A 22,240-nucleotide genomic window follows, 5' to 3' on the forward strand; every position below is an offset into this window, starting at 1 on the left:
CCCGTCTCCGTCGTCATGCGTCCGGCTTCGCGTCGCCCTGCGCCGCCGTCTTGCGCGGTGCCGGCGCCGGCGCGGCCGGCGTGTTCAGCTCGAAGAACGTGTACGACAGCGTGATCGTCTTCACGTCCTTCGGCAGCTTCGGATCGATCACGAACACCACCTGCATCTTGCGCGACTCGTTCGCAGCCAGCGTCTGCTGCGTGAAGCAAAAACACTCGATCTTCTTGAAGAACTCCGTCGCCTGCTTCGGCGCGTAGCTCGGAATCGCCTGCGCCACCACCGGCCGGCCCTGCCCGTTGGTCACGTCGTATACGATCGTCGTCAGCTCGCCCGGATGCACGTCGAGGCTGTTGCGCTCCGGCTTGAAACCGAGCGGGCCGCGCGCATTCGCATCGAACTCGACCGCCACCGTGCGGCTCATGTCGACCTGCGAGTTCTTCACCTCGCGTTCGCTGACATCGCGCTGCACCAGGTTGTTGATGCCGGTGATCTGGCAGATCGCGCGATACATCGGAATCAGCGCGAAGCCGAAGCCGAACATCAGTCCGGCCACGACGAAGAGCTTCACCAGCATCGAACGATTGAATGCGCGATCGACGGCGCCCTCTTCCGGCTTCGACATACGACGACTTCCTCGCTACTGCGTCAGTTACTGCATCTCAGTGAGTGGACAGCCACCACTGCTTGATCACGACACCCACAAAAAAAACGGCGGCGATGACGAGCAGGATGAGGCCGAGCCGCTTGTTGCCCGCGCGAATCTGCTCGGGCGTTCGTCTTTGTTGTGGATTCCGGTTCATCTGAAACTTCGCTGAAACTTCGCTGATACATCGATCCGGCGCCCGCCGCGCCTGCCTGCGCGGCAGGCAGCGGCGGAACGCCGGGTGAAACTTATTCGACGTGCGGCGGTTGCTCGAACGTGTGGAAGGGAGCCGGGCTCGGCACCGTCCACTCGAGGCCCGTCGCACCATCCCACGGCTTGTCCGACGCCTTTTCCAGGTCGCCGCCGCCACGGTAGGCCGGCAGCGCGACCGCGAACAGGAAGTACACCTGCGCGAGGCCGAAGCCGAATGCGCCGATCGTCGCCACCTGGTTGAAGTCCGTGAACTGCGCCGGGTAGTCCGCATAACGACGCGGCATGCCCGCGAGACCGACGAAGTGCATCGGGAAGAACGTCAGGTTGAAGAAGATCATCGACGACCAGAAGTGGATCTTGCCGCGCGTCTCGTTGTACATCCAGCCCGTCCACTTCGGCGCCCAGTAGTACCAGCCCGAGAACAGCGCGAACAGGGAGCCTGCCACCAGCACGTAGTGGAAGTGCGCCACCACGAAGTAGGTGCCGTGGTACTGGATGTCGAGCGGCGCCATCGCCAGCATCAGGCCCGTCAGGCCGCCGAACGTGAACACGAACAGGAAGCCGATCGCGAACAGCATCGGGGTTTCGAACGTCATCGAGCCGCGCCACATCGTCGCGAGCCAGTTGAACACCTTCACGCCCGTCGGCACCGCGATCAGCATCGTCGCGTACATGAAGAACAGCTGGCCGGTGACCGGCATGCCCGTCGCGAACATGTGGTGCGCCCAGACCATGAACGACAGGATCGCGATCGACGCCGTCGCATACACCATCGAGCTATAGCCGAACAGCGTCTTGCGTGCGAACGCCGGGATCACCTGCGACACGATCCCGAACGCCGGCAGAATCATGATGTACACCTCGGGGTGGCCGAAGAACCAGAAGATGTGCTGGTACATCACCGGGTCGCCGCCGCCTGCCGCGTTGAAGAACGACGTGCCGAAGTGGCGGTCGAACAGCACCATCGTGATCGCGCCTGCCAGAACCGGCATCACGGCGATCAGCAGGTACGCGGTGATCAGCCAGGTCCATGCGAACATCGGCATCTTCATCAGCGTCATGCCCGGTGCGCGCATGTTCAGGATCGTCACGACGATGTTGATCCCGCCCATGATCGACGATGCACCCATGATGTGGACCGCGAAGATCGCGAAGTCCATGCCCGGGCCCATCTGCGTCGACAGCGGTGCGTACAGCGTCCAGCCTGCAGCCGTCGCGCCGCCCGGCGCGAAGAACGAACCGACCAGCAGCACGGCAGCGACCGGCAGCAGCCAGAAGCTGAAGTTGTTCATCCGCGCGAACGCCATGTCGGACGCGCCGATCTGCAGCGGAATCATCCAGTTCGCGAAGCCGACGAACGCCGGCATGATCGCGCCGAACACCATGATCAGGCCGTGCATCGTCGTGAGTTCGTTGAAGAACTCCGGACGCATGATCTGCAGGCCCGGCTCGAACAGCTCGGCACGGATGCCGAGTGCCATCACGCCGCCCGACAGGAACATGATGAACGAGAACAGCAGGTACAGCGTACCGATGTCCTTGTGGTTGGTGGCGAACAGCCAGCGCCGCCAGCCGTGCGGCATTTCGTGCGCGTGGTCGTCGTGCGCGTGGTCCGCGGCTACGTCGTGCCCGATGCTAGACATGAGAATCTCCTAATGCGAATACGTCGACTAACTCAGCGACACGTCAAGCCGCCGGCCCGATCTCGACCCGCCGGGCTTCCTTCGCGTCAGCCCCGCCCGTGATCGTTTCCGGCTTTTTGAGAATAATGTGGTCTTCCGCCACGCCTGCTGCCTTCAGCGCGTCGCGCACGGCCTGTGCACGATGCTTGGCCAGTTCGGCGTTCGCGTCGGCCGAGCCCGTCTTGTCGGTGAAACCCGACAGCGCGAGCTTCGCGTCCGGATGTGCCTTCGCATAGTCGGCCGCTGCGGCGATCGCCGCCTTCGCGTCGGCCGGCAGCACGCTCTTGCCCGTTTCGAAGTAGATCGTCGACACAGCCGCCGATGCCGACGCTGCCGCCGGTTGCTCGACCGCACCCGACGCGGCTTGCGCCGGTGCCGAGGCCGCTTCGGCCGGCGCCGCGGCGCCCGCCACGTCTTCCGGCATCTTGCCGTTGCGCGCGTCGGTCACTTGCTTCGGCTGCAGCAGGTCGTTCTTGTGGTTGCCCCACGAGTTGCGCTCGTACGTGATGACCGATGCGATGTCGAGGTCCGACAGCGACGCCCACGACGGCATCGCACCCTTGCCGTGCAGCACGCGCTCGACGTGGCCGGCGATCGGGCCGTTCACGATCGGGCTGCCGTCCATCGCCGGGAAGGCGCCGAGGCCCTTGCCGTTCACCTGGTGGCAGGCCGCGCAGTTCGCCTTGTAGACTTCCTCGCCGTGCGCGACGAGTTCGGCCATCGTGTAAACCTTGTTCGGATCGACCGACGCGCTGGCCAGCTTGGCCTTCTGCGCGCTCACCCACTTCGCGTAGTCGTCGTCCGACAGCACGACGACCACGACCGGCATGAACGCGTGTTCCTTGCCGCACAGTTCGGTACAGAAGCCGCGGAACGTGCCGACCTTGTCGGCCTTGAACCACGTATCGCGCACGAAGCCGGGGATCGCATCCTGCTTCACGCCGAACGCCGGCACGTACCACGAGTGAACGACGTCGTTCGCGGTCGTGATGATGCGGATCTTCTTGTTGACCGGCACGACGAGCGGGTTGTCGACTTCCTGCAGGTAGGTCTCGGTGATCGGCTTCTTGCCCATCACTTCGTCACGCGGGGTGCTGAGCGTCGACAGGAAGCTGATGCCCTCGCCCGGCCCCTTCACGTAGTCGTAGCCCCACTTCCACTGGTAGCCGGTGACCTTGATCGTGAGATCGGCGTTGGTCGTGTCCTTCATCGCGACGACGGCCTTCGTGGCCGGCAGCGCCATCAGCACGACGATGATGAACGGCACGATCGTCCAGATGATTTCGACGGTCGTGCTTTCATGGAAATTGGCGGCCTTGTGGCCTTTGGATTTGCGGTGCGCGAAGATCGAATAGAACATCACGCCGAACACGCCGACGAAGATCACCGTACACAGGATCAGCATCATCGTGTGGAGATCGTAGAGCTCCTCGGCGATCTTCGTGACAGGCGGCTGAAAGTTGATCTCGTTGACGCGGGGGCCGCCCGGGCTATCACCGACCGCCAGAGCCGCGCCGGCAAAGAGCAATCCGCTGCATGCCAGCACGCCCGTGAGGGCTCGCTTGATTGTTTTCATAGCATCCTTACCCAAAATTTCCATTCAAACCCTCCCCCGTCGCAAGGCGCCGGCCTGTTCCGGCCGGTGCCCGCGCCTCGTCAGCCGCAGCGCCTGAGCGACACGCGCAGTTCGTCGGCGAACTGCGCACGCTTGTGCTGCGCGAGATGCTGCCCGATTACGACGGTCTGCCCGCGCGATACCAGTCGAATCGGATCGCGTGGCGTCGCACCCGGCTCGACCCGCACCCAGCGCGGATTGAATTCGATCTGCGTGAGCCGCTCCGCATCCATCCGCTCGATCACGAGCCGGTGCGGAAACAGCCTGATGCGCTCGTAATCGACCGCATGACGGGCATGGATCGCAAACGCGACGCCGACCGCCAGCAATTCGATTCCCGTGAAGGGCATGACGAGCCAGGCCCCCCGCCACATCAGCACTGCCGCGATCACCAGCGAGAAGCCCGCGAGCGACGCGTAAAACAGCACGAACTGGCGCGGCGACACCGAACAGTTGCGTTTCATGAGCCAGTCTTCGAGGACCGGTTCATCGTTCGTCTCCGCCGACACCCTTGCTGCTTCCATCGCCGCCTCACGCGAATGGCATGCGATGCATGCCTGCATCGGACTCGTCGGCCCGTATTGCGGGGACCCCGGGACGACAAGCTGACGCATTATAGGCGGGTTCAATGGCATCCACAAGCAAGCGGCTATCGGCCCGCGAGCCAAGCGCCACAAGCTTCCCGGCCGTTTTTGGCGTCTATTCGACCCCGCTTTGCGCCGCTAATTTCAGACATAACAAAACCCCTCTTTACCGCTTTACCGATTCTTCGGACGCCCCTTTCCGATATCTTCGATGCGCACGATGCCGTGCCCCTCGGCGGTCGTGCGCGGCACGGCCTTCCATGCGTGGCCGTAGATCACCTCGAACGTCAGGGCAATCGTGCCGTCCGCGCGCCGGCGCGCTTCCAGCGCGTCGCCGAGCGCCGCGCGAAAGCGCCGCGCCGCATGCTGCGGCACCGCGCGGTCGAACGGATAGGCGCCCCAGCGGCGCACGTCGGCCAGCAGGGAATCGGGGGTCTTGTACGTGACGGTCAGCACTTCCTGGTCCATCACCGGAATCTCGAAGCCGCTCTCGACGAGCATGTCGCCGAGGTCGTGCATGTCGACGAAATCGACGACGCGCGCGGCCGGCGGTGCGATGCCGAGCGCCGCTTCGGCGTCCGCGCAGGCCGCGCGCAGCTCGCGCAGCGTGTCGGGGCCGAGCGTGCTGAACATCAGCAGGCCGTTCACGCGCAGCACGCGCTGCCATTCAGGGAACACCGTATCGGGACGCGAATGCCAGTGCAGCGCGAGATTCGACCAGATCAGGTCGAACGCGCCGGCCGCGAACGGCAGCACCGAGAAGTCGGCCTGCGCGACGCGCGGGCCGCGCTGGCCCAGCGCCCGGCCGAGCGACGCGGGCAGCCAGCGGCGCCAGCTCGCCTGCTCGACCTCGCGCTGGCCCGCCCGCGCGAGCATCGCGCCGGACAGGTCGACGCCGAACACCGGGGCTTCGGGAAAGCGCGCGCGCAGCGCCGGCAGGTCGTCGCCCGGGCCGCAGCCTGCGTCGAGCACGGCCGCGGGGCTCACCTTGATGTATTCGAGGCGCTCGTTCATCCGCTGCGCGATCTCGCGCGGCAGGAACGCGACCGCGTCGAACGTGGCGGCGCGGCGATCGAAGATCCGCCGCAGACGCCGGGCGTCATTGGCCGGACGGCCGGTTGAAGTCGAAGCTGGGGACATGTCGGGCACACTGGCGAAGAGCCCGAAGTATACTCGCTCGCCTCGTAGCCTTCATCGAGACGGGGCCGCCAGGAGTGTTCGCGATGGATCGCAGTTCCGCCCCGCGCCCGATGCGCGTCGTTTTGTCGCAGGTTCGCGCGCTGGCCGTGCGCGTCATCGCACTCGCCTTGCCGAATCGGTGCGCGCTGTGCGGCAATTTGTCACATCCGGTGATTTGCAGCGCCTGCGACGCCGCGTACTGGAACGAAGCGCGGCTGCGCTGCGACGTCTGCGCGGTGCCGCTGGGCGTCGGGCGGCCGCGGCCGCGCGGAACCCGCGGCCGGCACGGCGGCGCCGGTTCGGCGTCCGCGTACCGGTGCGAAGCATGCCGCGCGACGCCGCCGCCGTTCGATGCGACGCTCGCGCTCGCCGATTACCGCGCCCCGCTCGACGGGCTCGCGCGCGGCCTGAAGTTTCATGCGCGGCTCGCGCTCGGCGCGGAATTCGCGGCCCGGCTCGCACAGCGGATCGACGACACGGACGCGCTGCGCGCCACCGGCGGCTTCGACGTGATCGCACCGGTGCCGTTGTCGCACGGACGGCTCGTCGCGCGCGGCTACAACCAGGCGTGGGCGATCGCGCGGCCGCTCGCGCGCCGGCTCGGCGTGCGCGCCGACGCGGCGCTGCTGGCGCGCGTGGCCGAAACCGCGCCGCAATCGCGGCTCGACCGGCGCGCGCGGCGCGACAACGTGCGCGCGGCGTTCGCGGTGGCGGGCGACCTCACCGGCCGCCACGTGGCACTCGTCGACGACGTGATGACGTCCGGCGCGACGCTCGCGGCGGCCGCGCAGACATTGAAGGCGGCGGGCGCCGCACGCGTGACGAATCTGGTTGCGCTGCGCACCGCCAGGGATTAATTAGATAGAGAAGCCGGCCGCCCGCGCGCGGCGCCGGCCGTCACGAACCGGCCGGCCGGGACGAGTGCACGTCGCTTCGTCCCGGCCGGCCCAGCCAGACCCAACCATGTTCAACGTCGTCCTCGTCGCCCCCGAAATTCCGCCGAACACCGGCAACGTGATCCGCCTGTGCGCCAACACCGGCGCGCGCCTGCACCTGATCGAGCCGCTCGGCTTTCCGCTCGACGACGCGAAGATGCGCCGCGCGGGCCTCGACTATCACGAGTACGCGGAAATGTGCGTGCATCGCGACTGGGACGCGTTCGTCGCGACCGAAGCGCCCGATCCCGCGCGGATGTTCGCGTTCACGACCCGTGGCTCGGGCCGCTTCCATGACCATGCATTCGTGCCGGGCGACTGGTTCGTGTTCGGCTCGGAAACACGCGGCCTGCCGGCCGAGGTGCTCGAACGCTTCGCGAACGAACAGCGCGTACGCCTGCCGATGCGGCCGGGCAACCGCAGCCTGAACCTGTCGAACACGGTGGCGGTGGTCGTGTTCGAGGCGTGGCGCCAGGCCGGCTTCGAAGGCGGCGCCTGACGCGCCCGCCCGGGCCACGCTGCGCGGCCGGATCCGCTCACGCGCTAGATACGCGCGAGCCGCGCGCGATACAGGTCGTAGATGTCGGATGAAAAGCACGCGAACACCACGCGTGCGAGGTTCGGCGCCTGCGGCAGCATTTCGGCGACCGTGCCGACCGCGATGTCGACGGCCTCCTCGGCCGGATAGCGGTACACGCCGCAGCTGATGGCCGGGAATGCGATCGAGGTTGCCGCAACCTCCTCGGCCAGCTCGATCGCACGCCGGTAGCATGCCGCGAGCAACTCGGGCTCGCCGCGCCCGCCGCCGTGCCACACCGGGCCGACCGCATGAATCACGTACCGGGCCGGCAGCCCGTGGCCGCGCGTGAGCTTCGCGTCGCCGGTCTCGCAGCCGCCGAGCGTGCGGCACTCGGCCAGCAGGCCCGGGCCGGCCGCGCGATGGATCGCGCCGTCGACCCCGCCGCCGCCGAGCAGCGAACCGTTCGCAGCATTGACGATCACGTCGACGTCGAGCGTCGTGATGTCGACGCGTTGCGCGTCGAGCGTGGTGGAACCGATCTGCAGCATGACACCCTCCCGAAACGCCGGAGACGGTTCAAGCGTAGTGCGCTTTGGCGCCGCCCGCTTTGCGCGAGCGGGCCCGGCCGCAAAAAATCGGTGTGATTCGTCGGCGTTATTCGGCGCGCGCGTCGCGCCGCAGCAGGCCGCTGACCGCATCGCGCGGTGCGACGCCGTCGAACAGCACACCGCACACGGCTTCGGTGATCGGCATTTCGATCGCCTGTGCGCGCGCGAGCGCGAGCACGGCCTGTGCGCAGCGCACGCCTTCGGCCACATGGCCGAGCGCGCCGAGGATGTCGTTCAGCGAGCGGCCGGCCGCCAGTTGCAGGCCGACCGTGCGATTGCGCGACAGGTCGCCCGTCGCGGTGAGGATCAGGTCGCCGAGGCCCGTGAGGCCCGTGAAGGTCTCCGCGCGGCCGCCGAGCGCGACGCCGAGGCGCGACATTTCGGCGAGACCGCGCGTGACCAGCGCGGCGCGCGCGTTCAGCCCGAGCCCGAGGCCGTCGGCGATGCCGGTCGCGATCGCCAGCACGTTCTTCACCGCGCCGCCGACCTCGACGCCGACCACGTCGTCACCCGTATAGATCCGCATCGCGCCGTGATGGAACGCGGCGAGCGTGCGCTCGCGGCATTCGGCGGACGTGCTCGCGACCGTCAGCGCGACGGGCAGCGCGAGCCCGACCTCGCGGGCGAAGCTCGGCCCCGACAGCACGCCGTTGCTGTGCTGCCCCGGCAGCTCGGCCGCGATCACCTGGTGCGGCAGCAGATGCGTGTCGGCCTCGAAGCCCTTGCAGACCCACACGACATGCGCGGGCACGCAGCCCGCGTCGCGCATCGCGCCGAACAGCGTGCGCAGCCCGGCCACGGGTGCGGCGATCACGCACAGCGCGTCGTCCGCGGCGCCGTGCGCGAGCGCGACGCCGAGATCGGCGTCGTAGCGCAGCGCATCGGGCAGCGCGATGCCGTCCAGATAGCGGGAATTTTCGTGCCGGGCCTGCAGCCCGGCGATCAGCGCGGCGTCGCGCGCCCAGAGAAGCGTATCGTGCCGCGCGGCCAGATGGCCCGCGAGCGCGGTGCCCCAGGCACCGGCGCCGAGAACGGCTACTTTCATACCCAGCACCGGTCCGGAGTGAAACGTCAGTTCAGCGTCGAGCCGTTCGGCGCGCCTGCCGCACCGGCCTGCTGCTGCTGAAGCTGCGCGAGACGCTGCTCGTACAGCGCCTGGAAGTTGATTTCCGCCAGGTGGATCGGCGGGAAGCCCGCACGCGTGATCGCGTCGGCGATGTTCGAGCGCAGGTACGGGAACAGAATCGTCGGGCAGGCGATGCCGACGAGCGGGTCGAGTTGTTCGTCGGGAATGTTGCGAATGTCGAAAATGCCGGCCTGCTTCGCTTCGATCAGGAACGCGACCTTGTCCTTCACCTTCGCGGTGACGGTGCCCGACACGACGACTTCGAAGACGCTTTCCGCGAGACGTTCGGCCTTGACGTCGACTTCGACTTCAACCGACGGCATGTCCTGCTCGAGGAAGATCGCCGGCGAATTCGGCTGCTCGAGCGACATATCCTTCAGGTAGACGCGCTGGATGTTGAAGAACGGTTGGTTTTCGACGTCGGACATGGTGTTTCCCTAAAAGTGGTGACGCGGCGGCCCGGCTTCACGCCGGCCGCCTCGGTTGAATCCTGCGCGCTCATGCCGCGGCGCGGCCGGCGGCCATTCTGCCCTAATCAGGCCGCTTGCAGAAGCGGCACGAGCCCGCCTTCGCGGTCGAGCTTCGACAGATCGTCGTAGCCGCCGACGTGCGTGTCGCCTATGTAGATTTGCGGGACCGTGCGACGGCCGGTGCGCGTCATCATTTCCTCACGGCGAGCCGGATCGCGGTCGATCAGCACCTTTTCGATCTGCTCCACGCCGCGCAGCTTCAGCAGGCGCTCGGCCTGAATGCAATACGGACACACCTGCGTGCTGTACATCAAAACCTTGCTCACTTCGCCACTCCTTGTTTGACGACCGGCATCCCGGCCTGCTGCCAGGCGGCGACGCCGCCCTCGAGCACGTGTACCTCGGCATAGCCTGCCGCCTCGACCTCGCGCGCCGCCTTCTGCGACTGCTGGCCGTTCTGGCAGACGAGCAGCACGGGGGTGCTCTTGTTTTTCGCGACCTGCGCAATTTTCGCGCCGATCTCGCCGGCGGCGAGCTGGCGTGCCGACGGCAGGTGGCCGGCGGCGAAGTCGGACGCGGTACGCAGGTCGATCACGACCGCGTTGCGGCGATTGATGAGCTGCGTCGCCTCCGCGGCCGACAGGCCGCCGCGGCCGCGGCGCAGGGCCGGCCATGCGAGCAGGCCGCCGGAAACCAGAAGGATCGCGATAAGGGCCAGGTTCGTGTAATTGGTAAAGAACGTCACGGAATGCCGCCGGAAAAAGAGAAATCGGATGAGGACAATCGCGCCATTATAAAATAACCGCCTTGCGCGATGGCGGACCCGGGCCGGGTACCGCGCGACGCGCCCCGCTTCCCTATCACTACCGACCGCAAGATCCATGTACAAACTCGTTCTCATCCGCCACGGCGAATCGACGTGGAACAAGGAAAACCGCTTCACCGGCTGGGTCGACGTCGACCTGACCGAACAGGGTCGCAACGAGGCCTACCAGGCCGGCGAATTGCTCAAGGAGGCCGGCTACACGTTCGACATCGCCTACACGTCGGTGCTCAAGCGCGCGATCCGCACGCTGTGGCACGTGCAGGACAAGATGGACCTGATGTACCTGCCGGTCGTCCACTCGTGGCGCCTGAACGAGCGCCACTACGGCGCGCTGTCGGGCCTGAACAAGGCGGAAACGGCCGCCAAGTTCGGCGACGAGCAGGTGCTCGTGTGGCGCCGCAGCTACGACACGCCGCCGCCGGCGCTCGAGCCGACCGACGAGCGCGCGCCGTTCGACGATCCGCGCTACGCGAAGGTGCCGCGCGAGCAGCTGCCGCTCACCGAATGCCTGAAGGACACGGTCGCGCGCGTGCTGCCGCTGTGGAACGAGTCAATCGCGCCGGCCGTCCGTGCGGGCAAGCAGGTGTTGATCGCCGCGCACGGCAACTCGCTGCGCGCGCTGATCAAGTACCTCGACGGCATCTCGGACAGCGACATCGTCGGCCTGAACATCCCGAACGGCGTGCCGCTCGTGTATGAGCTCGACGAGAACCTGAAGCCGATCACGCACTACTATCTGGGCGACCAGGACGCGATCGCGAAGGCGCAGGCCGCCGTCGCGAAGCAGGGCAAGGCGGGCTGATACCCGTCGTGCCGGGCGGGCCGCCTCGCGCGCGGCCTGCCCGGCTGCTCCGGCGCGCGGGCGCGAACCTTCGCGGCCCCGGTGCTGTCGAACCCGCTTTCGAATCCGCTGCGCATCCGGCGCCCCCGCCGGGACCGGGCTCCCGGACCATTTCGCACCGGTCCACTGAGCAATCGGGCGAACAGTTATACTTGTCCGCTACATCCCCGCTACCGCCACGCGCTTCCCGACCGCACCAGACTCTCTATGCGAATGAAATTGAAGAACATCGGCCTGATTGCCGCGGGCCTCGCCACGGGCGTATTCGCCACGCTGCAGGTTTCGGCATCGGCCGAGCAGACCGCCACGGCACCGCTTCCCCTCGACCAGCTCCGCCTGTTCGCGGAAGTGTTCGGCCAGATCAAGCGCGAGTACGTCGAGCCGGTCGACGACAAGAAGCTGCTGACGGCGGCGATCAAGGGCATGGTGTCGAGCCTCGACCCGCACTCGTCGTTCCTCGACAAGACCGACTACGACGAGCTGCAGGAGCAGACCAAGGGCCGCTTCGCGGGTCTCGGCATCGAGATCTCGCAGGAAGACGGCCTCGTCAAGGTGATCTCGCCGATCGAAGATACGCCCGCGTTCCGCGCCGGCATCCGTCCGGGCGACCTGATCACGCGCATCAACGACAAGCCGGTGCGCGGCATGACGCTCGACAAGGCCGTCAAGCAGATGCGCGGCGAGCCGGGCACCAAGGTCACGCTGACGATCTTCCGCAAGAGCGACGACCGCACGTTCCCGATCACGGTCACGCGCGCGATCATCAGGGTCCAGAGCGTGAAGATGAAGCTGCTCGACCCGGGCTACGCGTATATCCGGATCACGAGCTTCCAGGAGCGCACGACGCCCGATCTCGCCGCGAAGCTGCAGGACATCGCGCGCCAGCAGCCGAACCTGAAGGGCCTGATCGTCGACCTGCGCAACAACGGCGGCGGCCTGCTGCAGAGCGCGGTCGGCGTCGCCGGCGCGTTCCTGCCGCCCGACTCCGTCGTCGTGTCGACCAACGGCCAGATCCCGGATTCGAAGCAGGTCTACCGCGATACCTACGACAATTACCGCCTGCCGTCCTTCGACGGCGATCCGCTGAAGAGCCTGCCGCCGATCTTCAAGACCGTGCCGATGGTCGTGCTGACGAACGCTTACTCGGCGTCCGCGTCGGAGATCGTCGCCGGCGCGCTGCAGGATTCGAAGCGCGCGCAGATCATGGGCAAGACGACGTTCGGCAAGGGCTCGGTGCAGACGGTCCGTCCGATGACGGCCGACACCGCGCTGCGCCTGACGACCGCCTACTACTACACGCCGAGCGGCCGTTCGATCCAGAACAAGGGCATCACGCCCGACGTGCCGGTCGATCAGTATGCGGACGGCGATCCGGACGACGTGCTCGTGACGCGCGAGGTCGACTACACGAACCACCTCGCGAACACGCAGGATCCGAACGAGAAGAAGGAACAGGAAGAGCGCGAGCAGCGCCGGATGGATCAGCTGCGCGTCCTCGAGGAGCAGAACGACAAGAAGACGCCGGAGCAACGCCAGAAGGACCGCGATCGCAAGCCGATCGAGTTCGGCAGCGCCGACGACTTCATGATGCAGCAGGCGCTCAACAAGCTCGAGGGCAAGGCGGTGCAGGAATCGAAGTCGCTGCTCGCCGAGAGCACGACGAAGAGCCCTGCGACCAAGGCCGCGTCCCCCGCGAAGGCGTCGGGCGCGAAGGCCGCCGCACCGAAGCCCGCGTCGGCACCGCAGTAAGCGCCGGCCGGCATCCGACGGGCCATCGCGGGAAGACCGCGATGGCCCGTTTTTCATGTGCGCCTAGAATACGCAGATGGACGCAGAGGCGTCCGCGCCGCCGCCGGCGGCATGCCTCACCCGACCTCTCCCATGAACGACGATCAACTCCTCCGCTACTCCCGCCACATCCTCGTCGACGAAATCGGCATCGAGGCGCAGCAGCGCTTCCTCGACGCGCATGCGATCGTCGTCGGTGCCGGCGGTCTCGGCTCGCCGGCCGCGATGTATCTCGCGGCGTCCGGGGTCGGCACGATCACGCTCGTCGACGCCGACACGGTCGACCTCACGAACCTGCAGCGGCAGATCCTGCACGTGACGGCCTCGGTCGGCCGCAGCAAGGTCGAATCGGGGCGCGACGCGCTCGCGCAGCTGAACCCCGAAGTGACCGTGCATGCGGTCGCGGCGCGCGTCGACGATGCATGGCTCGACGCGCACGTGCCGCAGGCGACCGTCGTGCTCGACTGCACCGACAACTTCGCGACGCGCCATGCGATCAACCGCGCGTGCGTCGCGCACGGCGTGCCGCTCGTGTCGGGCGCCGCGCTGCGCTTCGACGGCCAGATCAGCACGTTCGACTTCCGCGACCCGGCCGCGCCCTGTTACGCGTGCGTGTTTCCGGAGGACCAGCCGTTCGAGGAAGTCGCGTGCGCGACGATGGGCGTGTTCGCGCCGACGGTCGGGATCATCGGCGCGATGCAGGCCGCCGAAGCGCTGCGCGTGATCGGCGCGATCGGCACGACGCTCAACGGGCGGCTGATGATGCTTGATTCGCTGCGGATGGAATGGACGACGATGAAGATCGCGCGCCAGGCCGACTGCCCCGTGTGCCAGGGCCGGCACTGACGCGCGCGGGATGCATGAACGCATGCGCCGGGCGGCGCATGCGCGACGTTTCGCTACCTTCGCGACGCCCGCGACGGTTTCGCCGCGCAGTCCGCGCCGCCTAGGCGGCCGCGTCCGCGCGCGGTTCCGCGACCGACAGGCGCTTGAGCGCGGCCTGCACTTCCTCCGGCTCGAACGCGGCCAGCACGTCGGCCGTCGGCTTCTCGAGCGCCTTCAGGTGCGCGCGCAGGATCTCCTGCTTCACGACCAGCAACTGGCTCGGGTGCATCGAGAACTCGGTGAGCCCCATCCCGAGCAGCAGGCGCGTGAGCGCCGGATCGCCCGCCATCTCCCCGCACACCGACACCGACACGCCCGCGCGCTTCGCTTCGCGCAGCGTATAGGCGATCAGGTGCAGCACCGCCGGATGCAGCGGGTCGTACAGATGGGCGACCGCGTTGTCCGCGCGGTCGATCGCGAGCGTGTACTGGATCAGGTCGTTCGTGCCGATCGACAGGAAATCGAAGCGCTTCAGGAACAGCGGCAGCGCGATCGCCGCGGCCGGGATCTCGATCATCGCGCCAACGCGCACGTTCGTATCGTATGCGAGCCCCGCGTCGTCGAGCTGGCGCTTCGCCTCGCGGATCAGGTCGAGCGTCTGGTCGATCTCCTGCGCGTGCGCGAGCATCGGGATCAGGATCTTCACCTGCCCGAACGCGGACGCGCGCAGGATCGCGCGCAGCTGCGTGAGGAACATCTGCGGCTCGGACAGGCTCCAGCGGATCGCACGCAGGCCGAGCGCCGGGTTCGGCGCCGTCTCGTAGCCTTCGTCGAGCGCCTCGAGCGGCTTGTCCGCGCCGACGTCGATCGTGCGGATCGTCACCGGCATGCCCTTCATCCACTCGACCGCGCGCTTGTACGCGGCGAACTGCTCCTCCTCCTCGGGCATCTCCTTCTGATGCATGAACAGGAACTCGGAGCGGAACAGCCCGACGCCGACCGCGCCGGCCTCGACCGCCGCCTTCGCGTCGTCGGGCAGCTCGATGTTCGCGTAGAGGTCGATCTTCGTGCCGCACAGGGTTTGCGTCGGCGAGAACTTCAGGCGCTGCAGCTTGCGCTGTTCGAGCAGCTTCTCGGACTGGCGGTACGAATATTCCTCGAGGACGATCGGCGCGGGATCGACGATCACGATCCCCTGGTCGCCGTCGACGATGATCAGGTCGTCCTGGCGGATCAGCGAACTCGCATGCTGGACGCCGACCGCGGCCGGAATGCCGAGGCTGCGTGCGACGATCGCCGTGTGCGACGTGCGGCCGCCGAGATCGGTGACGAACGCCTGGAACGACTGCGTCTTGAACTGCATCATGTCGGCCGGCGCGATGTCGTGGGCGACGACGATCATCTCGTTCGTACCGTTCTTGGCCGCGCGATCGAGCGCCTGCGACGCCGACGGCGCACCGGCGAGCGCCTTCAGCACGCGCTCGACCACCTGCTCGATGTCGGCCTTGCGCTCGCGCAGGTATTCATCCTCGATATCGTCGAAGTGGCGCGTGAGCAGCTCGAGCTGCTCGGTCAGCGCCCATTCGACGTTGTAGCGTCGCGTGCGGACCAGGTCGATGGTTTCCTGCACGAGCATCGCGTCGCTCAGGATCATCGCGTGGACGTCGATGAACGCGCCCACTTCGGTCGGGGTGTCGTCGGTCAGGTCGGCGCGCAGCGCCTCGAGTTCGCGATGCACGACCTCGCGCGCCGTGCTGAAACGCTCGACCTCGGCGTCGATCTGGTTCGCCTCGACCAGGTAATGGGCGACGTCGAGCGCCGCCGGCGCGATCAGATACGCTCGCCCGATCGCGATACCACGTGAGACGGGAATGCCATGCAGCGTGAAGGACACGCGCACCTCCTCTGTACATGTAAAGCCGCGGCACACTGCTGCGATGCGCTTATGACCCCGGTTAGCGATTATAAATTCCGCACCTCCGTGCTGGCTGCATGCAGCGCAGCATTGCGATTTCCGCATCAATGCTACGGACGAAAAAAATGCCGCGACATACGCGGCATTCTGCTTCGAAACGGCAACGATCGCGGGGCAGGCCCCGGATCACTGACCTTCGCCGAACTTGTCCGCGATCAGCTTGAGCAACGCGTCCATCGCCTCGCGCTCGTCCGGACCTTCGGTCTCGATCGTCACGCTGCTGCCGATGCCCGCCGCGAGCATCATCACGCCCATGATGCTTTTCGCGTTGATCTTGCGTCCGTTGCGCGTCATCCAGACTTCCGACTGGAAGTTGCCGGCCAGTTGCGTAAGCTTGGCCGATGCGCGCGCATGGAGCCCCAATTTGTTGACGATGGTGGTTTCTTGTTGAAGCATGATTCTCGGTCGGGTCGGTCGAGTCCGCCGGCGACGTGCGTCGGCGGGTCGGTCTAAAACGGAAAACGGGACGGTCAGTGCGATTCGGTGCGCGGTTGCGGCTCGGGCGGAATCGGCGCGCACTGGCCGCAGCCGGTTTCCGAAGGCGGCGGCGGCGTGCCGGCCGACACCTCGTGGACGCCCTTCGCGCCGCCGGACAGCGCCTTGTCGACGAGCTTGTCGAGCGGCACGGTACGGTAGCAGACGGCGCGCACCAGCATCGGCAGGTTCACGCCCGCCAGCACGCGCACGTTGTCGAGCTTCGCGAGCTGGCCCGCGATGTTCGCGGGCGTCGCGCCGTACATGTCGGTCAGCACGACGACGCCGTTCTCTTCCCTGAGCCGCGCGAGCTCCGCGTGCGCGAACGCCATCACCTGGGTCGGGTCGCTGTCCGCCAGCACGTCGATACAGCCGATGCGCGCGGGCACGCCGCCGTAGATGTGCGCGATGCAGTCCCGCAGCGCGGTGGCGAGCGGCGCGTGCGCGATGATCAGAATCCCGGCCATGTCAGACTGCCCCCGGCCGCCCTTGGCGGGCCGACGCCCCGCAGCGGGGCAACGAGCATAGCGAGTATGGGAAACGTTTCATGTTCAGCCTTGCAACGGTTTCGGCCCGACCGCCGGGCCTTCGGCGCGCTGGTCGCGGCACCGGGCAAGCGGGCATTGTAGCAGGCCGGTCGAACCGCTCCGGCGACGGGGGGCCTGCGCGGCCGCCGCCGGGCTTGCGCGGAAAGCGGGCTACGCGGCCGCCCGCTCCAGCGCGTCGATGAACATCGCGGCGACGTCGAAACCCGTCTGCTCCATGATTTCGCGGAAGCACGTCGGGCTCGTCACGTTCACCTCGGTCAGCCAGTCGCCGATCGCGTCGAGCCCGACCAGCAGCAGCCCGCGCGCGGCGAGCACCGGCCCGAGCGTCGCGGCGATCTCGCGGTCGCGCGGCGTCAGCGGCTGCGCGACGCCGAGCCCGCCCGCGGCGAGATTGCCGCGCACCTCGCTGCCCTGCGGAATCCGCGCGAGCGAATACGGCACCGGCTCGCCGGCGATCAGCAGAATGCGCTTGTCGCCCGCCGTGATCTCCGGAATGAACTTCTGGATCATCAGCGAGCGCGTGCCGTCGTGGCCGAGCATCTCGATGATCGCGCCGAGATTCATCCCGTCGGCCTTCACGCGGAACACGCCCATCCCGCCCATGCCGTCGAGCGGCTTCACGATCACGTCGCCATGCTCGGCATGGAACGCACGCAAGCGCGCGGCGTCGCGCGTGACGAGCGTCGGCGCGACGAACTGCGGAAACTCGCCGATCGCGAGCTTCTCCGAGTGATCGCGGATCGACTGGGGCTTGTTGAACACGCGCGCGCCCGCCCGTTCGGCAAGCTCGAGCATCCAGGTGGCCGTCACGTATTCCATGTCGAACGGCGGATCCTTGCGCATCAGCACCGCGTCGAACGACGTCAGCTGACGCGATTCGTGCGCGGCCGCCTCGAACCACGGATGGCGATGCAGGTCGGCCGTGTCGCCGACGATCGTCACGCGCTGCACGTCCGCCTCGACGCCCGAGCCCGTCCATGCGAGCTGGTGCGGCTGGCACGCGTACACCGCATGCCCGCGCCGCGCGGCCTCCGCCATCATCGCGTAGGTCGAATCCTTGTAGATCTTGAAGCGCTCGAGCGGGTCGGCGATAAAGAGAATGTCCATGCGGGTCCTGTACGTAGCGAAGCCGTTACACCTGGATGGCTTCGGGATCGGTCTTTTCCAGTTCGATCGACGACGCGATCAGCGACAGGCGCGCGACGACGCCGTACATGTAGAAACGGTTCGGCGGCGCGGCGCCCGGCTTCGCGCCGGCATCCGGCAGCGCGGTGTGCTCGAAGCCGAGCGGCACGTAGTGCATGCCGGGCGCGTTCAGGTTCTGGTCGCGCTCGCGGCCGCCGTGCGTGCGGTAGAAACCGCCGACCACGTAGCGGTCGATCATGTACACGACCGGCTCGGCCACTTCGTCGCCGACGCGCTCGAACGTGTAGACGCCTTCCTGGACGATCACGTCGCGCACCGCGAGGCCGGCCTTCGACTCGGCCATCTGCGCGCGCTCGGCCTTCGACATGCGGCCGATCTCGGCCGCGTCGTGCACGGTCATCACGCCGCGCCCGGCGGTGCCCGCGTCGGCCTTCACGACGACGTACGGCTTTTCGCTGATGCCGTATTCGCGGTACTTGCGCGCGATCTTCTTCAGCACGCCGTCGATCGCGTCGGCGAGCGCCTGCTCGCCTTCATGCGCCTGCCAGTCGACGCCTTCGACGTGCGCGAAATACGGATTCACCATCCACGGATCGACGCCGACCATCTTCGCGAACTTCTTCGCGACGTCGTCGTAGCACGAGAAGTGCGTCGACTTGCGGCGCACGGCCCAGCCCGCGTGCAGCGGCGGCAGCAGGTACTGCTCGTGCAGGTTCTCCAGCACGGCGGGAATCCCGGCCGACAGGTCGTTGTTCAGCAGGATCGAGCACGGATCGAAATTCTTCAGGCCGAGGCGGCGCTGCGAACGCTCGAGCGGTTCGAGCACGATCTTCTGGCCGTCGGCCAGCGTGATCGGCGTCATGTCGGTGATGCTCGGGTCGAGCGAGCCGAAGCGCACGTTCAGGCCGGCCTGGCGCATGATCGTCGCGAGCCGCGCGACGTTTTCCAGGTAGAACGCGTTGCGGGTCGGCAGCTCGGGAATCACGAGCAGGTTCTTCGCGTCCGGGCAGATCTTCTCGATCGCGGCCATCGCGGCCTGGACGGCGAGCGGCAGCACTTCGGACGGCAGATTATTGAACGCGCCGGGGAACAGGTTCGCGTCGACGGGCGCCAGCTTGAAACCGGCGTTGCGCAGGTCCACCGAACAATAGAACGGCGGGGTGTGTTCCTGCCATTCGAGCCTGAACCAGCGTTCGATCGCAGGCGTCGCGTCGAGGATCTTCTGCTCGAGCTCGAGCAGCGGACCGTTCAACGCGGTAACGAGGTGGGGAACCATGAATCACTCGCGAGCGGGAGAATGAAGATTGTAGAGCAATTGCCTTGCCCATTTGGGGATTGTTCCCGGCTTCACAAGGATATGGAGGAAGTTTTCGGCTATTGACCCGATAGCCTGAAGGGTTATGCGCTACGGCAGCACGCGGCAGGAGAAAAAAAGCCCGCCGGGTGGCGGGCCGAAGTCGCTGCGCTCATTCGTGGCGGGCGCCGTCTGCGCGGCGGCCCGCCGTCATCCTTGTGACTTATTCGACATGTTCGCCATGCAGGATCACGTCGAGGCCCTCGCGCTCTTCCTCTTCGGACACGCGCAGGCCAATCGTCAGGTCGATCAGCTTCAGCAGCACGAAGCTCAGCACGCCGCTGTAGACCAGCGTGATCAGCACGCCCTTCGCCTGCAGCAGCAGGCTGCCGTCGGCGCCGCCGATGTCCTTGACCGCGAACACGCCCGTCAGCAGCGCGCCGAGAATCCCGCCAATGCCGTGCACGCCGAACGCGTCGAGCGAATCGTCGTAGCCGAGCTTCGACTTGAGCCACGTGGCCGACCAGAAGCAGATCACGCCCGCCGCGATGCCGATCACGAGCGCACCGGCGACGCCGACGAAGCCGGCAGCCGGCGTGATCGCCACGAGACCCGCGACCGCGCCCGACACGATGCCGAGCACCGACGGCTTGCCCTTCGCGACCCATTCCGCAAACATCCAGCCGAGCGCCGCGCAGGCGGTCGCCACTTGCGTGGTCAGCATCGCGAAGCCGGCACGGCCGTCGGCCGCGACCGCGGAGCCCGCGTTGAAGCCGAACCAGCCGACCCACAGCATCGAGCCGCCGATCATCGTCAGCACCAGGTTGTGCGGCGCCATCGATTCGCGGCCGTAGCCGACGCGCTTGCCGAGCACGAGGCACGACACGAGGCCCGCGATACCGGCGTTGATGTGCACCACCGTGCCGCCCGCGAAGTCGAGCACGCCGTCGGCCGACAGCCAGCCGGTCGGCTCCCACACCATGTGCGCGATCGGCACATAGACGATCAGCGACCAGAGCGTCATGAACACGAGCATCGCCGAGAACTTCATGCGATCGGCGAACGCGCCGCAGATCAGCGCCGGCGTGATGATCGCGAACGTCATCTGGTAGACGAAGTAGACCGATTCCGGAATCGTCGTCGCGAGATGGCTGACGGTCAGCGTGGTCGCCTTGTCGCCCTTGATGTAGTTCATGCCGTGCAGGAACACGCGCGACAGGCCGCCGATGAAGCCGTTGCCCGGCGTGAACGCGAGGCTGTAGCCCACCACCGTCCACAGCACCGTGATCGCGGCGGTGATCGCGAAGCTCTGCATCACGGTCGCGAGCACGTTCTTCTTGCGGACCATGCCCGCGTAGAACAGTGCGAGGCCGGGGATCGTCATGAACAGCACGAGCGCGGTGGACGTCAGCATCCACGCGGTGTCGCCGGCACTGATCTTCGACGAATCGACGGAGAACGGCTCGGTCGGGGCGGCGGGTGCGGCCGGCGCGGACGCGGCGGCGGCCGATGCGTCGGAGGCGGCGCCCGAAGCGGGTGCGGCGGCAGCGGCAGGTGCCGATGCGTCGGTGGCGGCCGGCGCCGAAGCGGCGGGAGCCGCGGCTGCCGATGCATCGGACGCCGTGGCGGCGGGCGCGGACGCTGCCGCGGCGGAGGCCGCGTCGTCGGCGAGCGCGGGACCGACGCCAGCCGCGATCAGCGAGCCAGCCATCAGCAGGGACATCAGAAGTTTGCGCATCTCGGGTTTCCTCTTGTCGCTTGTCTTGGTCTGTTACAGCGCGTCTGCGCCGGTCTCCCCGGTCCGGATCCGGATCACTTGCTCGATCGGCGTGACGAAGATCTTTCCGTCGCCGATCTTGCCGGTGCGGGCCGCACGCTCGATCGCCTCGACCGCCTGGTCGACGAGATCGTCGGACACGGCCGCCTCGATCTTCATCTTCGGCAGGAAATCGACCACGTATTCGGCGCCCCGGTACAGCTCGGTGTGCCCCTTCTGGCGCCCGAAGCCTTTCACCTCAGTGACCGTGATGCCCGAGACGCCGAGCGCGGAGAGCGCTTCGCGCGTCTCATCGAGCTTGAACGGCTTGATGATTGCGGTAATCAGTTTCATGGAGTCCTCTCGCAGGTTGATCCCGTCGAATTGGTTGGAATGGTGTGACCGTCTCTCCTCAGCAACTCGCATGCCATGTTCGCGCGAGCACCGCCTCGAACGGCTCCGAAACGGGGTTGCATCGCGTGCTGAAAGGTACGGAAAGATGCGGAAGCCCGGCCGAATGGCCAACGTGGCCCAGGTTTGCTGGCGCGCCGAAAGGATCATTGCTAGAGTGCACGCACGTCCCGGATCTCCGGGCCATTCACCCATGCGGGCGCCATGCCCGGAATTCGCGCCGCGCGCGCACCATTTCCGGTCATGCGTGCATCATGGGCACGTACGCAACTGAAGATGCACACTTTTTGTGCAAGGAAGGAAATCTCATGAAGCAACCCAGCGATGTTTTCAACGACCTGCAGTCGCGCGTCAGCGACCTGCTGAAAAACTCGCCGGCCAAGGATGTCGAGCGCAACGTGAAGGCCATGCTGTCGCAAGGCTTCTCGAAGCTCGATCTCGTCACGCGCGAGGAGTTCGACACGCAGGCACAGGTGCTCGCCCGCACCCGCGTGCGTCTCGAGGAACTCGAGAAGCGCGTCGCGGAACTCGAGCAGAAGCTCGCAGCGTCCCAGGCCTGACGCCCAACCCGACCGACAGGTCCGGGCGCGGGCCGCCTCGTGCGGCCCGCGCCTGACATCCGAAGTCGGCCGGTCAGCCGTTCCGTCGTTCCTCGCAATCCCCCGCTCTTCGCTGTTCCTCGTTCTTCGCTGTTCCTCGCTCTTCGCTGTTCTTCGCTCTTCGCTGTTCTTCGCTCTTCGCTGTTCTTCGCTCTTCGCTCTTCGCTCTTCGCTGTTTTAGC

Annotated in this window: 24 protein-coding genes; 6 read left to right on the forward strand and 18 right to left on the reverse strand. The window is 67.0% G+C overall.

What is annotated here, in order from left to right; all coding sequences use genetic code 11:
* Nucleotides 1-13: 13 nt before the first annotated feature.
* The 6 genes from U4Z64_RS04565 to U4Z64_RS04590 all read right to left on the reverse strand — a co-directional run bounded on the left by U4Z64_RS04565 (nt 14) and on the right by U4Z64_RS04590 (nt 5,877).
* Nucleotides 14-622 (reverse strand): cytochrome c oxidase assembly protein, encoded by a 609-nt coding sequence (locus U4Z64_RS04565; protein ID WP_321819348.1) that lies wholly within the window; start codon nt 620-622, stop codon nt 14-16.
* Nucleotides 623-659: 37 nt separating this feature from the next.
* Nucleotides 660-800, reverse strand: coding sequence for a cytochrome oxidase small assembly protein (locus U4Z64_RS04570; protein ID WP_027789063.1), 141 nt, complete (start codon nt 798-800; stop codon nt 660-662).
* Between the two features lie 91 nt (nt 801-891).
* Nucleotides 892-2,499, reverse strand: coding sequence for a cytochrome c oxidase subunit I (gene ctaD, locus U4Z64_RS04575; protein WP_044848217.1), 1,608 nt, complete (start codon nt 2,497-2,499; stop codon nt 892-894).
* A gap of 43 nt (nt 2,500-2,542) precedes the next feature.
* Nucleotides 2,543-4,138, reverse strand: coding sequence for a cytochrome c oxidase subunit II (coxB, locus tag U4Z64_RS04580; protein ID WP_321819349.1), 1,596 nt, complete (start codon nt 4,136-4,138; stop codon nt 2,543-2,545).
* A gap of 56 nt (nt 4,139-4,194) precedes the next feature.
* Nucleotides 4,195-4,716, reverse strand: coding sequence for a DUF2244 domain-containing protein (locus tag U4Z64_RS04585; protein ID WP_044848219.1), 522 nt, complete (start codon nt 4,714-4,716; stop codon nt 4,195-4,197).
* 195 nt (nt 4,717-4,911) lie between these two features.
* Nucleotides 4,912-5,877, reverse strand: coding sequence for a methyltransferase domain-containing protein (locus U4Z64_RS04590; RefSeq protein ID WP_044848220.1), 966 nt, complete (start codon nt 5,875-5,877; stop codon nt 4,912-4,914).
* An 83-nt stretch (nt 5,878-5,960) separates the two neighbouring features.
* Here U4Z64_RS04590 and U4Z64_RS04595 point away from each other — a divergent pair, with 83 nt between their 5' ends.
* Both U4Z64_RS04595 and trmL read left to right on the forward strand, forming a co-directional pair.
* Nucleotides 5,961-6,773, forward strand: coding sequence for a ComF family protein (locus U4Z64_RS04595; RefSeq protein ID WP_321819471.1), 813 nt, complete (start codon nt 5,961-5,963; stop codon nt 6,771-6,773).
* Between the two features lie 106 nt (nt 6,774-6,879).
* A complete protein-coding gene (trmL, locus tag U4Z64_RS04600) occupies nt 6,880-7,350 on the forward strand; it encodes a tRNA (uridine(34)/cytosine(34)/5-carboxymethylaminomethyluridine(34)-2'-O)-methyltransferase TrmL (protein ID WP_321819350.1) in 471 nt (156 codons plus the stop codon).
* Between the two features lie 44 nt (nt 7,351-7,394).
* Here trmL and U4Z64_RS04605 read toward each other — a convergent pair whose 3' ends face one another.
* The 5 genes from U4Z64_RS04605 to U4Z64_RS04625 form a co-directional block, all read right to left on the reverse strand.
* Entirely contained in the window at nt 7,395-7,919 is a 525-nt protein-coding gene (locus U4Z64_RS04605; protein WP_124486536.1) for an O-acetyl-ADP-ribose deacetylase, read from the reverse strand.
* Nucleotides 7,920-8,025: 106 nt separating this feature from the next.
* A complete protein-coding gene (locus U4Z64_RS04610; RefSeq protein ID WP_257773557.1) occupies nt 8,026-9,024 on the reverse strand; it encodes an NAD(P)H-dependent glycerol-3-phosphate dehydrogenase in 999 nt (332 codons plus the stop codon).
* 26 nt (nt 9,025-9,050) lie between these two features.
* Nucleotides 9,051-9,533, reverse strand: a complete 483-nt coding sequence (gene secB / locus U4Z64_RS04615) for a protein-export chaperone SecB (RefSeq protein ID WP_017334323.1) — start codon at nt 9,531-9,533, stop codon at nt 9,051-9,053.
* Nucleotides 9,534-9,640: 107 nt separating this feature from the next.
* Entirely contained in the window at nt 9,641-9,901 is a 261-nt protein-coding gene (gene grxC, locus U4Z64_RS04620) for a glutaredoxin 3 (RefSeq protein WP_044848224.1), read from the reverse strand.
* Nucleotides 9,898-10,320, reverse strand: coding sequence for a rhodanese-like domain-containing protein (locus tag U4Z64_RS04625; protein WP_044848225.1), 423 nt, complete (start codon nt 10,318-10,320; stop codon nt 9,898-9,900). Before U4Z64_RS04625 ends, grxC begins: the two co-directional genes overlap by 4 nt.
* Before the next feature lie 136 nt (nt 10,321-10,456).
* On the opposite strand from U4Z64_RS04625, the gene gpmA reads away from it, so the two are divergent.
* From gpmA to U4Z64_RS04640, 3 genes are all read left to right on the forward strand, one after another.
* Nucleotides 10,457-11,203 (forward strand): 2,3-diphosphoglycerate-dependent phosphoglycerate mutase, encoded by a 747-nt coding sequence (gene gpmA, locus U4Z64_RS04630; RefSeq protein WP_044848226.1) that lies wholly within the window; start codon nt 10,457-10,459, stop codon nt 11,201-11,203.
* Nucleotides 11,204-11,449: 246 nt separating this feature from the next.
* Nucleotides 11,450-12,991 (forward strand): S41 family peptidase, encoded by a 1,542-nt coding sequence (locus U4Z64_RS04635; protein WP_044848227.1) that lies wholly within the window; start codon nt 11,450-11,452, stop codon nt 12,989-12,991.
* A 132-nt stretch (nt 12,992-13,123) separates the two neighbouring features.
* Nucleotides 13,124-13,876: a HesA/MoeB/ThiF family protein gene (locus U4Z64_RS04640; protein WP_044848228.1), complete on the forward strand. Its 753-nt coding sequence runs from the start codon at nt 13,124-13,126 to the stop codon at nt 13,874-13,876.
* Nucleotides 13,877-13,976: 100 nt separating this feature from the next.
* Here U4Z64_RS04640 and ptsP read toward each other — a convergent pair whose 3' ends face one another.
* The 7 genes from ptsP to U4Z64_RS04675 all read right to left on the reverse strand — a co-directional run bounded on the left by ptsP (nt 13,977) and on the right by U4Z64_RS04675 (nt 21,402).
* Entirely contained in the window at nt 13,977-15,749 is a 1,773-nt protein-coding gene (gene ptsP, locus U4Z64_RS04645) for a phosphoenolpyruvate--protein phosphotransferase (protein ID WP_321819351.1), read from the reverse strand.
* Nucleotides 15,750-15,956: 207 nt separating this feature from the next.
* Nucleotides 15,957-16,226, reverse strand: coding sequence for an HPr family phosphocarrier protein (locus U4Z64_RS04650; RefSeq protein WP_006752075.1), 270 nt, complete (start codon nt 16,224-16,226; stop codon nt 15,957-15,959).
* A 74-nt stretch (nt 16,227-16,300) separates the two neighbouring features.
* Nucleotides 16,301-16,771, reverse strand: a complete 471-nt coding sequence (locus U4Z64_RS04655; protein WP_044848229.1) for a PTS sugar transporter subunit IIA — start codon at nt 16,769-16,771, stop codon at nt 16,301-16,303.
* Nucleotides 16,772-17,002: 231 nt separating this feature from the next.
* Nucleotides 17,003-17,959, reverse strand: a complete 957-nt coding sequence (gshB, locus tag U4Z64_RS04660) for a glutathione synthase (protein WP_044848230.1) — start codon at nt 17,957-17,959, stop codon at nt 17,003-17,005.
* A 25-nt stretch (nt 17,960-17,984) separates the two neighbouring features.
* Nucleotides 17,985-19,274: a glutamate--cysteine ligase gene (gshA, locus tag U4Z64_RS04665; RefSeq protein ID WP_044848231.1), complete on the reverse strand. Its 1,290-nt coding sequence runs from the start codon at nt 19,272-19,274 to the stop codon at nt 17,985-17,987.
* 241 nt (nt 19,275-19,515) lie between these two features.
* Entirely contained in the window at nt 19,516-21,030 is a 1,515-nt protein-coding gene (locus U4Z64_RS04670; protein ID WP_321819352.1) for an ammonium transporter, read from the reverse strand.
* Nucleotides 21,031-21,063: 33 nt separating this feature from the next.
* On the reverse strand, nt 21,064-21,402 hold the full coding sequence (locus U4Z64_RS04675) for a P-II family nitrogen regulator (protein ID WP_006398175.1): 339 nt from the start codon (nt 21,400-21,402) through the stop codon (nt 21,064-21,066).
* Nucleotides 21,403-21,767: 365 nt separating this feature from the next.
* On the opposite strand from U4Z64_RS04675, the gene U4Z64_RS04680 reads away from it, so the two are divergent.
* Complete coding sequence (locus U4Z64_RS04680) at nt 21,768-22,019, forward strand: accessory factor UbiK family protein (protein ID WP_006398174.1); 252 nt, start codon at nt 21,768-21,770, stop codon at nt 22,017-22,019.
* The last annotated feature ends 221 nt before the right edge of the window (nt 22,020-22,240 follow it).

The sequence above is a fragment of the Burkholderia sp. BCC1996 genome, assembly GCF_905339955.1.
Taxonomy (GTDB): Bacteria; Pseudomonadota; Gammaproteobacteria; order Burkholderiales; family Burkholderiaceae; genus Burkholderia.

Bases quoted from the DNA above. Each gene is read 5' to 3' on its own strand.
- U4Z64_RS04640 (WP_044848228.1), top strand. From the start codon at position 13,124: ATGAACGACGATCAACTCCTCCGCTACTCCCGCCACATCCTCGTCGAC.
- U4Z64_RS04650 (WP_006752075.1), bottom strand. From the start codon at position 16,226: ATGCTTCAACAAGAAACCACCATCGTCAACAAATTGGGGCTCCATGCG.
- trmL (WP_321819350.1), top strand. From the start codon at position 6,880: ATGTTCAACGTCGTCCTCGTCGCCCCCGAAATTCCGCCGAACACCGGC.
- U4Z64_RS04635 (WP_044848227.1), top strand. From the start codon at position 11,450: ATGCGAATGAAATTGAAGAACATCGGCCTGATTGCCGCGGGCCTCGCC.
- ctaD (WP_044848217.1), bottom strand. From the start codon at position 2,499: ATGTCTAGCATCGGGCACGACGTAGCCGCGGACCACGCGCACGACGAC.
- U4Z64_RS04585 (WP_044848219.1), bottom strand. From the start codon at position 4,716: ATGCAGGCATGCATCGCATGCCATTCGCGTGAGGCGGCGATGGAAGCA.
- gpmA (WP_044848226.1), top strand. From the start codon at position 10,457: ATGTACAAACTCGTTCTCATCCGCCACGGCGAATCGACGTGGAACAAG.
- U4Z64_RS04655 (WP_044848229.1), bottom strand. From the start codon at position 16,771: ATGGCCGGGATTCTGATCATCGCGCACGCGCCGCTCGCCACCGCGCTG.
- secB (WP_017334323.1), bottom strand. From the start codon at position 9,533: ATGTCCGACGTCGAAAACCAACCGTTCTTCAACATCCAGCGCGTCTAC.
- U4Z64_RS04680 (WP_006398174.1), top strand. From the start codon at position 21,768: ATGAAGCAACCCAGCGATGTTTTCAACGACCTGCAGTCGCGCGTCAGC.
- U4Z64_RS04605 (WP_124486536.1), bottom strand. From the start codon at position 7,919: ATGCTGCAGATCGGTTCCACCACGCTCGACGCGCAACGCGTCGACATC.
- U4Z64_RS04570 (WP_027789063.1), bottom strand. From the start codon at position 800: ATGAACCGGAATCCACAACAAAGACGAACGCCCGAGCAGATTCGCGCG.
- U4Z64_RS04670 (WP_321819352.1), bottom strand. From the start codon at position 21,030: ATGCGCAAACTTCTGATGTCCCTGCTGATGGCTGGCTCGCTGATCGCG.
- U4Z64_RS04610 (WP_257773557.1), bottom strand. From the start codon at position 9,024: ATGAAAGTAGCCGTTCTCGGCGCCGGTGCCTGGGGCACCGCGCTCGCG.
- gshA (WP_044848231.1), bottom strand. From the start codon at position 19,274: ATGGTTCCCCACCTCGTTACCGCGTTGAACGGTCCGCTGCTCGAGCTC.
- U4Z64_RS04590 (WP_044848220.1), bottom strand. From the start codon at position 5,877: ATGTCCCCAGCTTCGACTTCAACCGGCCGTCCGGCCAATGACGCCCGG.
- U4Z64_RS04675 (WP_006398175.1), bottom strand. From the start codon at position 21,402: ATGAAACTGATTACCGCAATCATCAAGCCGTTCAAGCTCGATGAGACG.
- gshB (WP_044848230.1), bottom strand. From the start codon at position 17,959: ATGGACATTCTCTTTATCGCCGACCCGCTCGAGCGCTTCAAGATCTAC.
- U4Z64_RS04565 (WP_321819348.1), bottom strand. From the start codon at position 622: ATGTCGAAGCCGGAAGAGGGCGCCGTCGATCGCGCATTCAATCGTTCG.
- U4Z64_RS04595 (WP_321819471.1), top strand. From the start codon at position 5,961: ATGGATCGCAGTTCCGCCCCGCGCCCGATGCGCGTCGTTTTGTCGCAG.
- coxB (WP_321819349.1), bottom strand. From the start codon at position 4,138: ATGGAAATTTTGGGTAAGGATGCTATGAAAACAATCAAGCGAGCCCTC.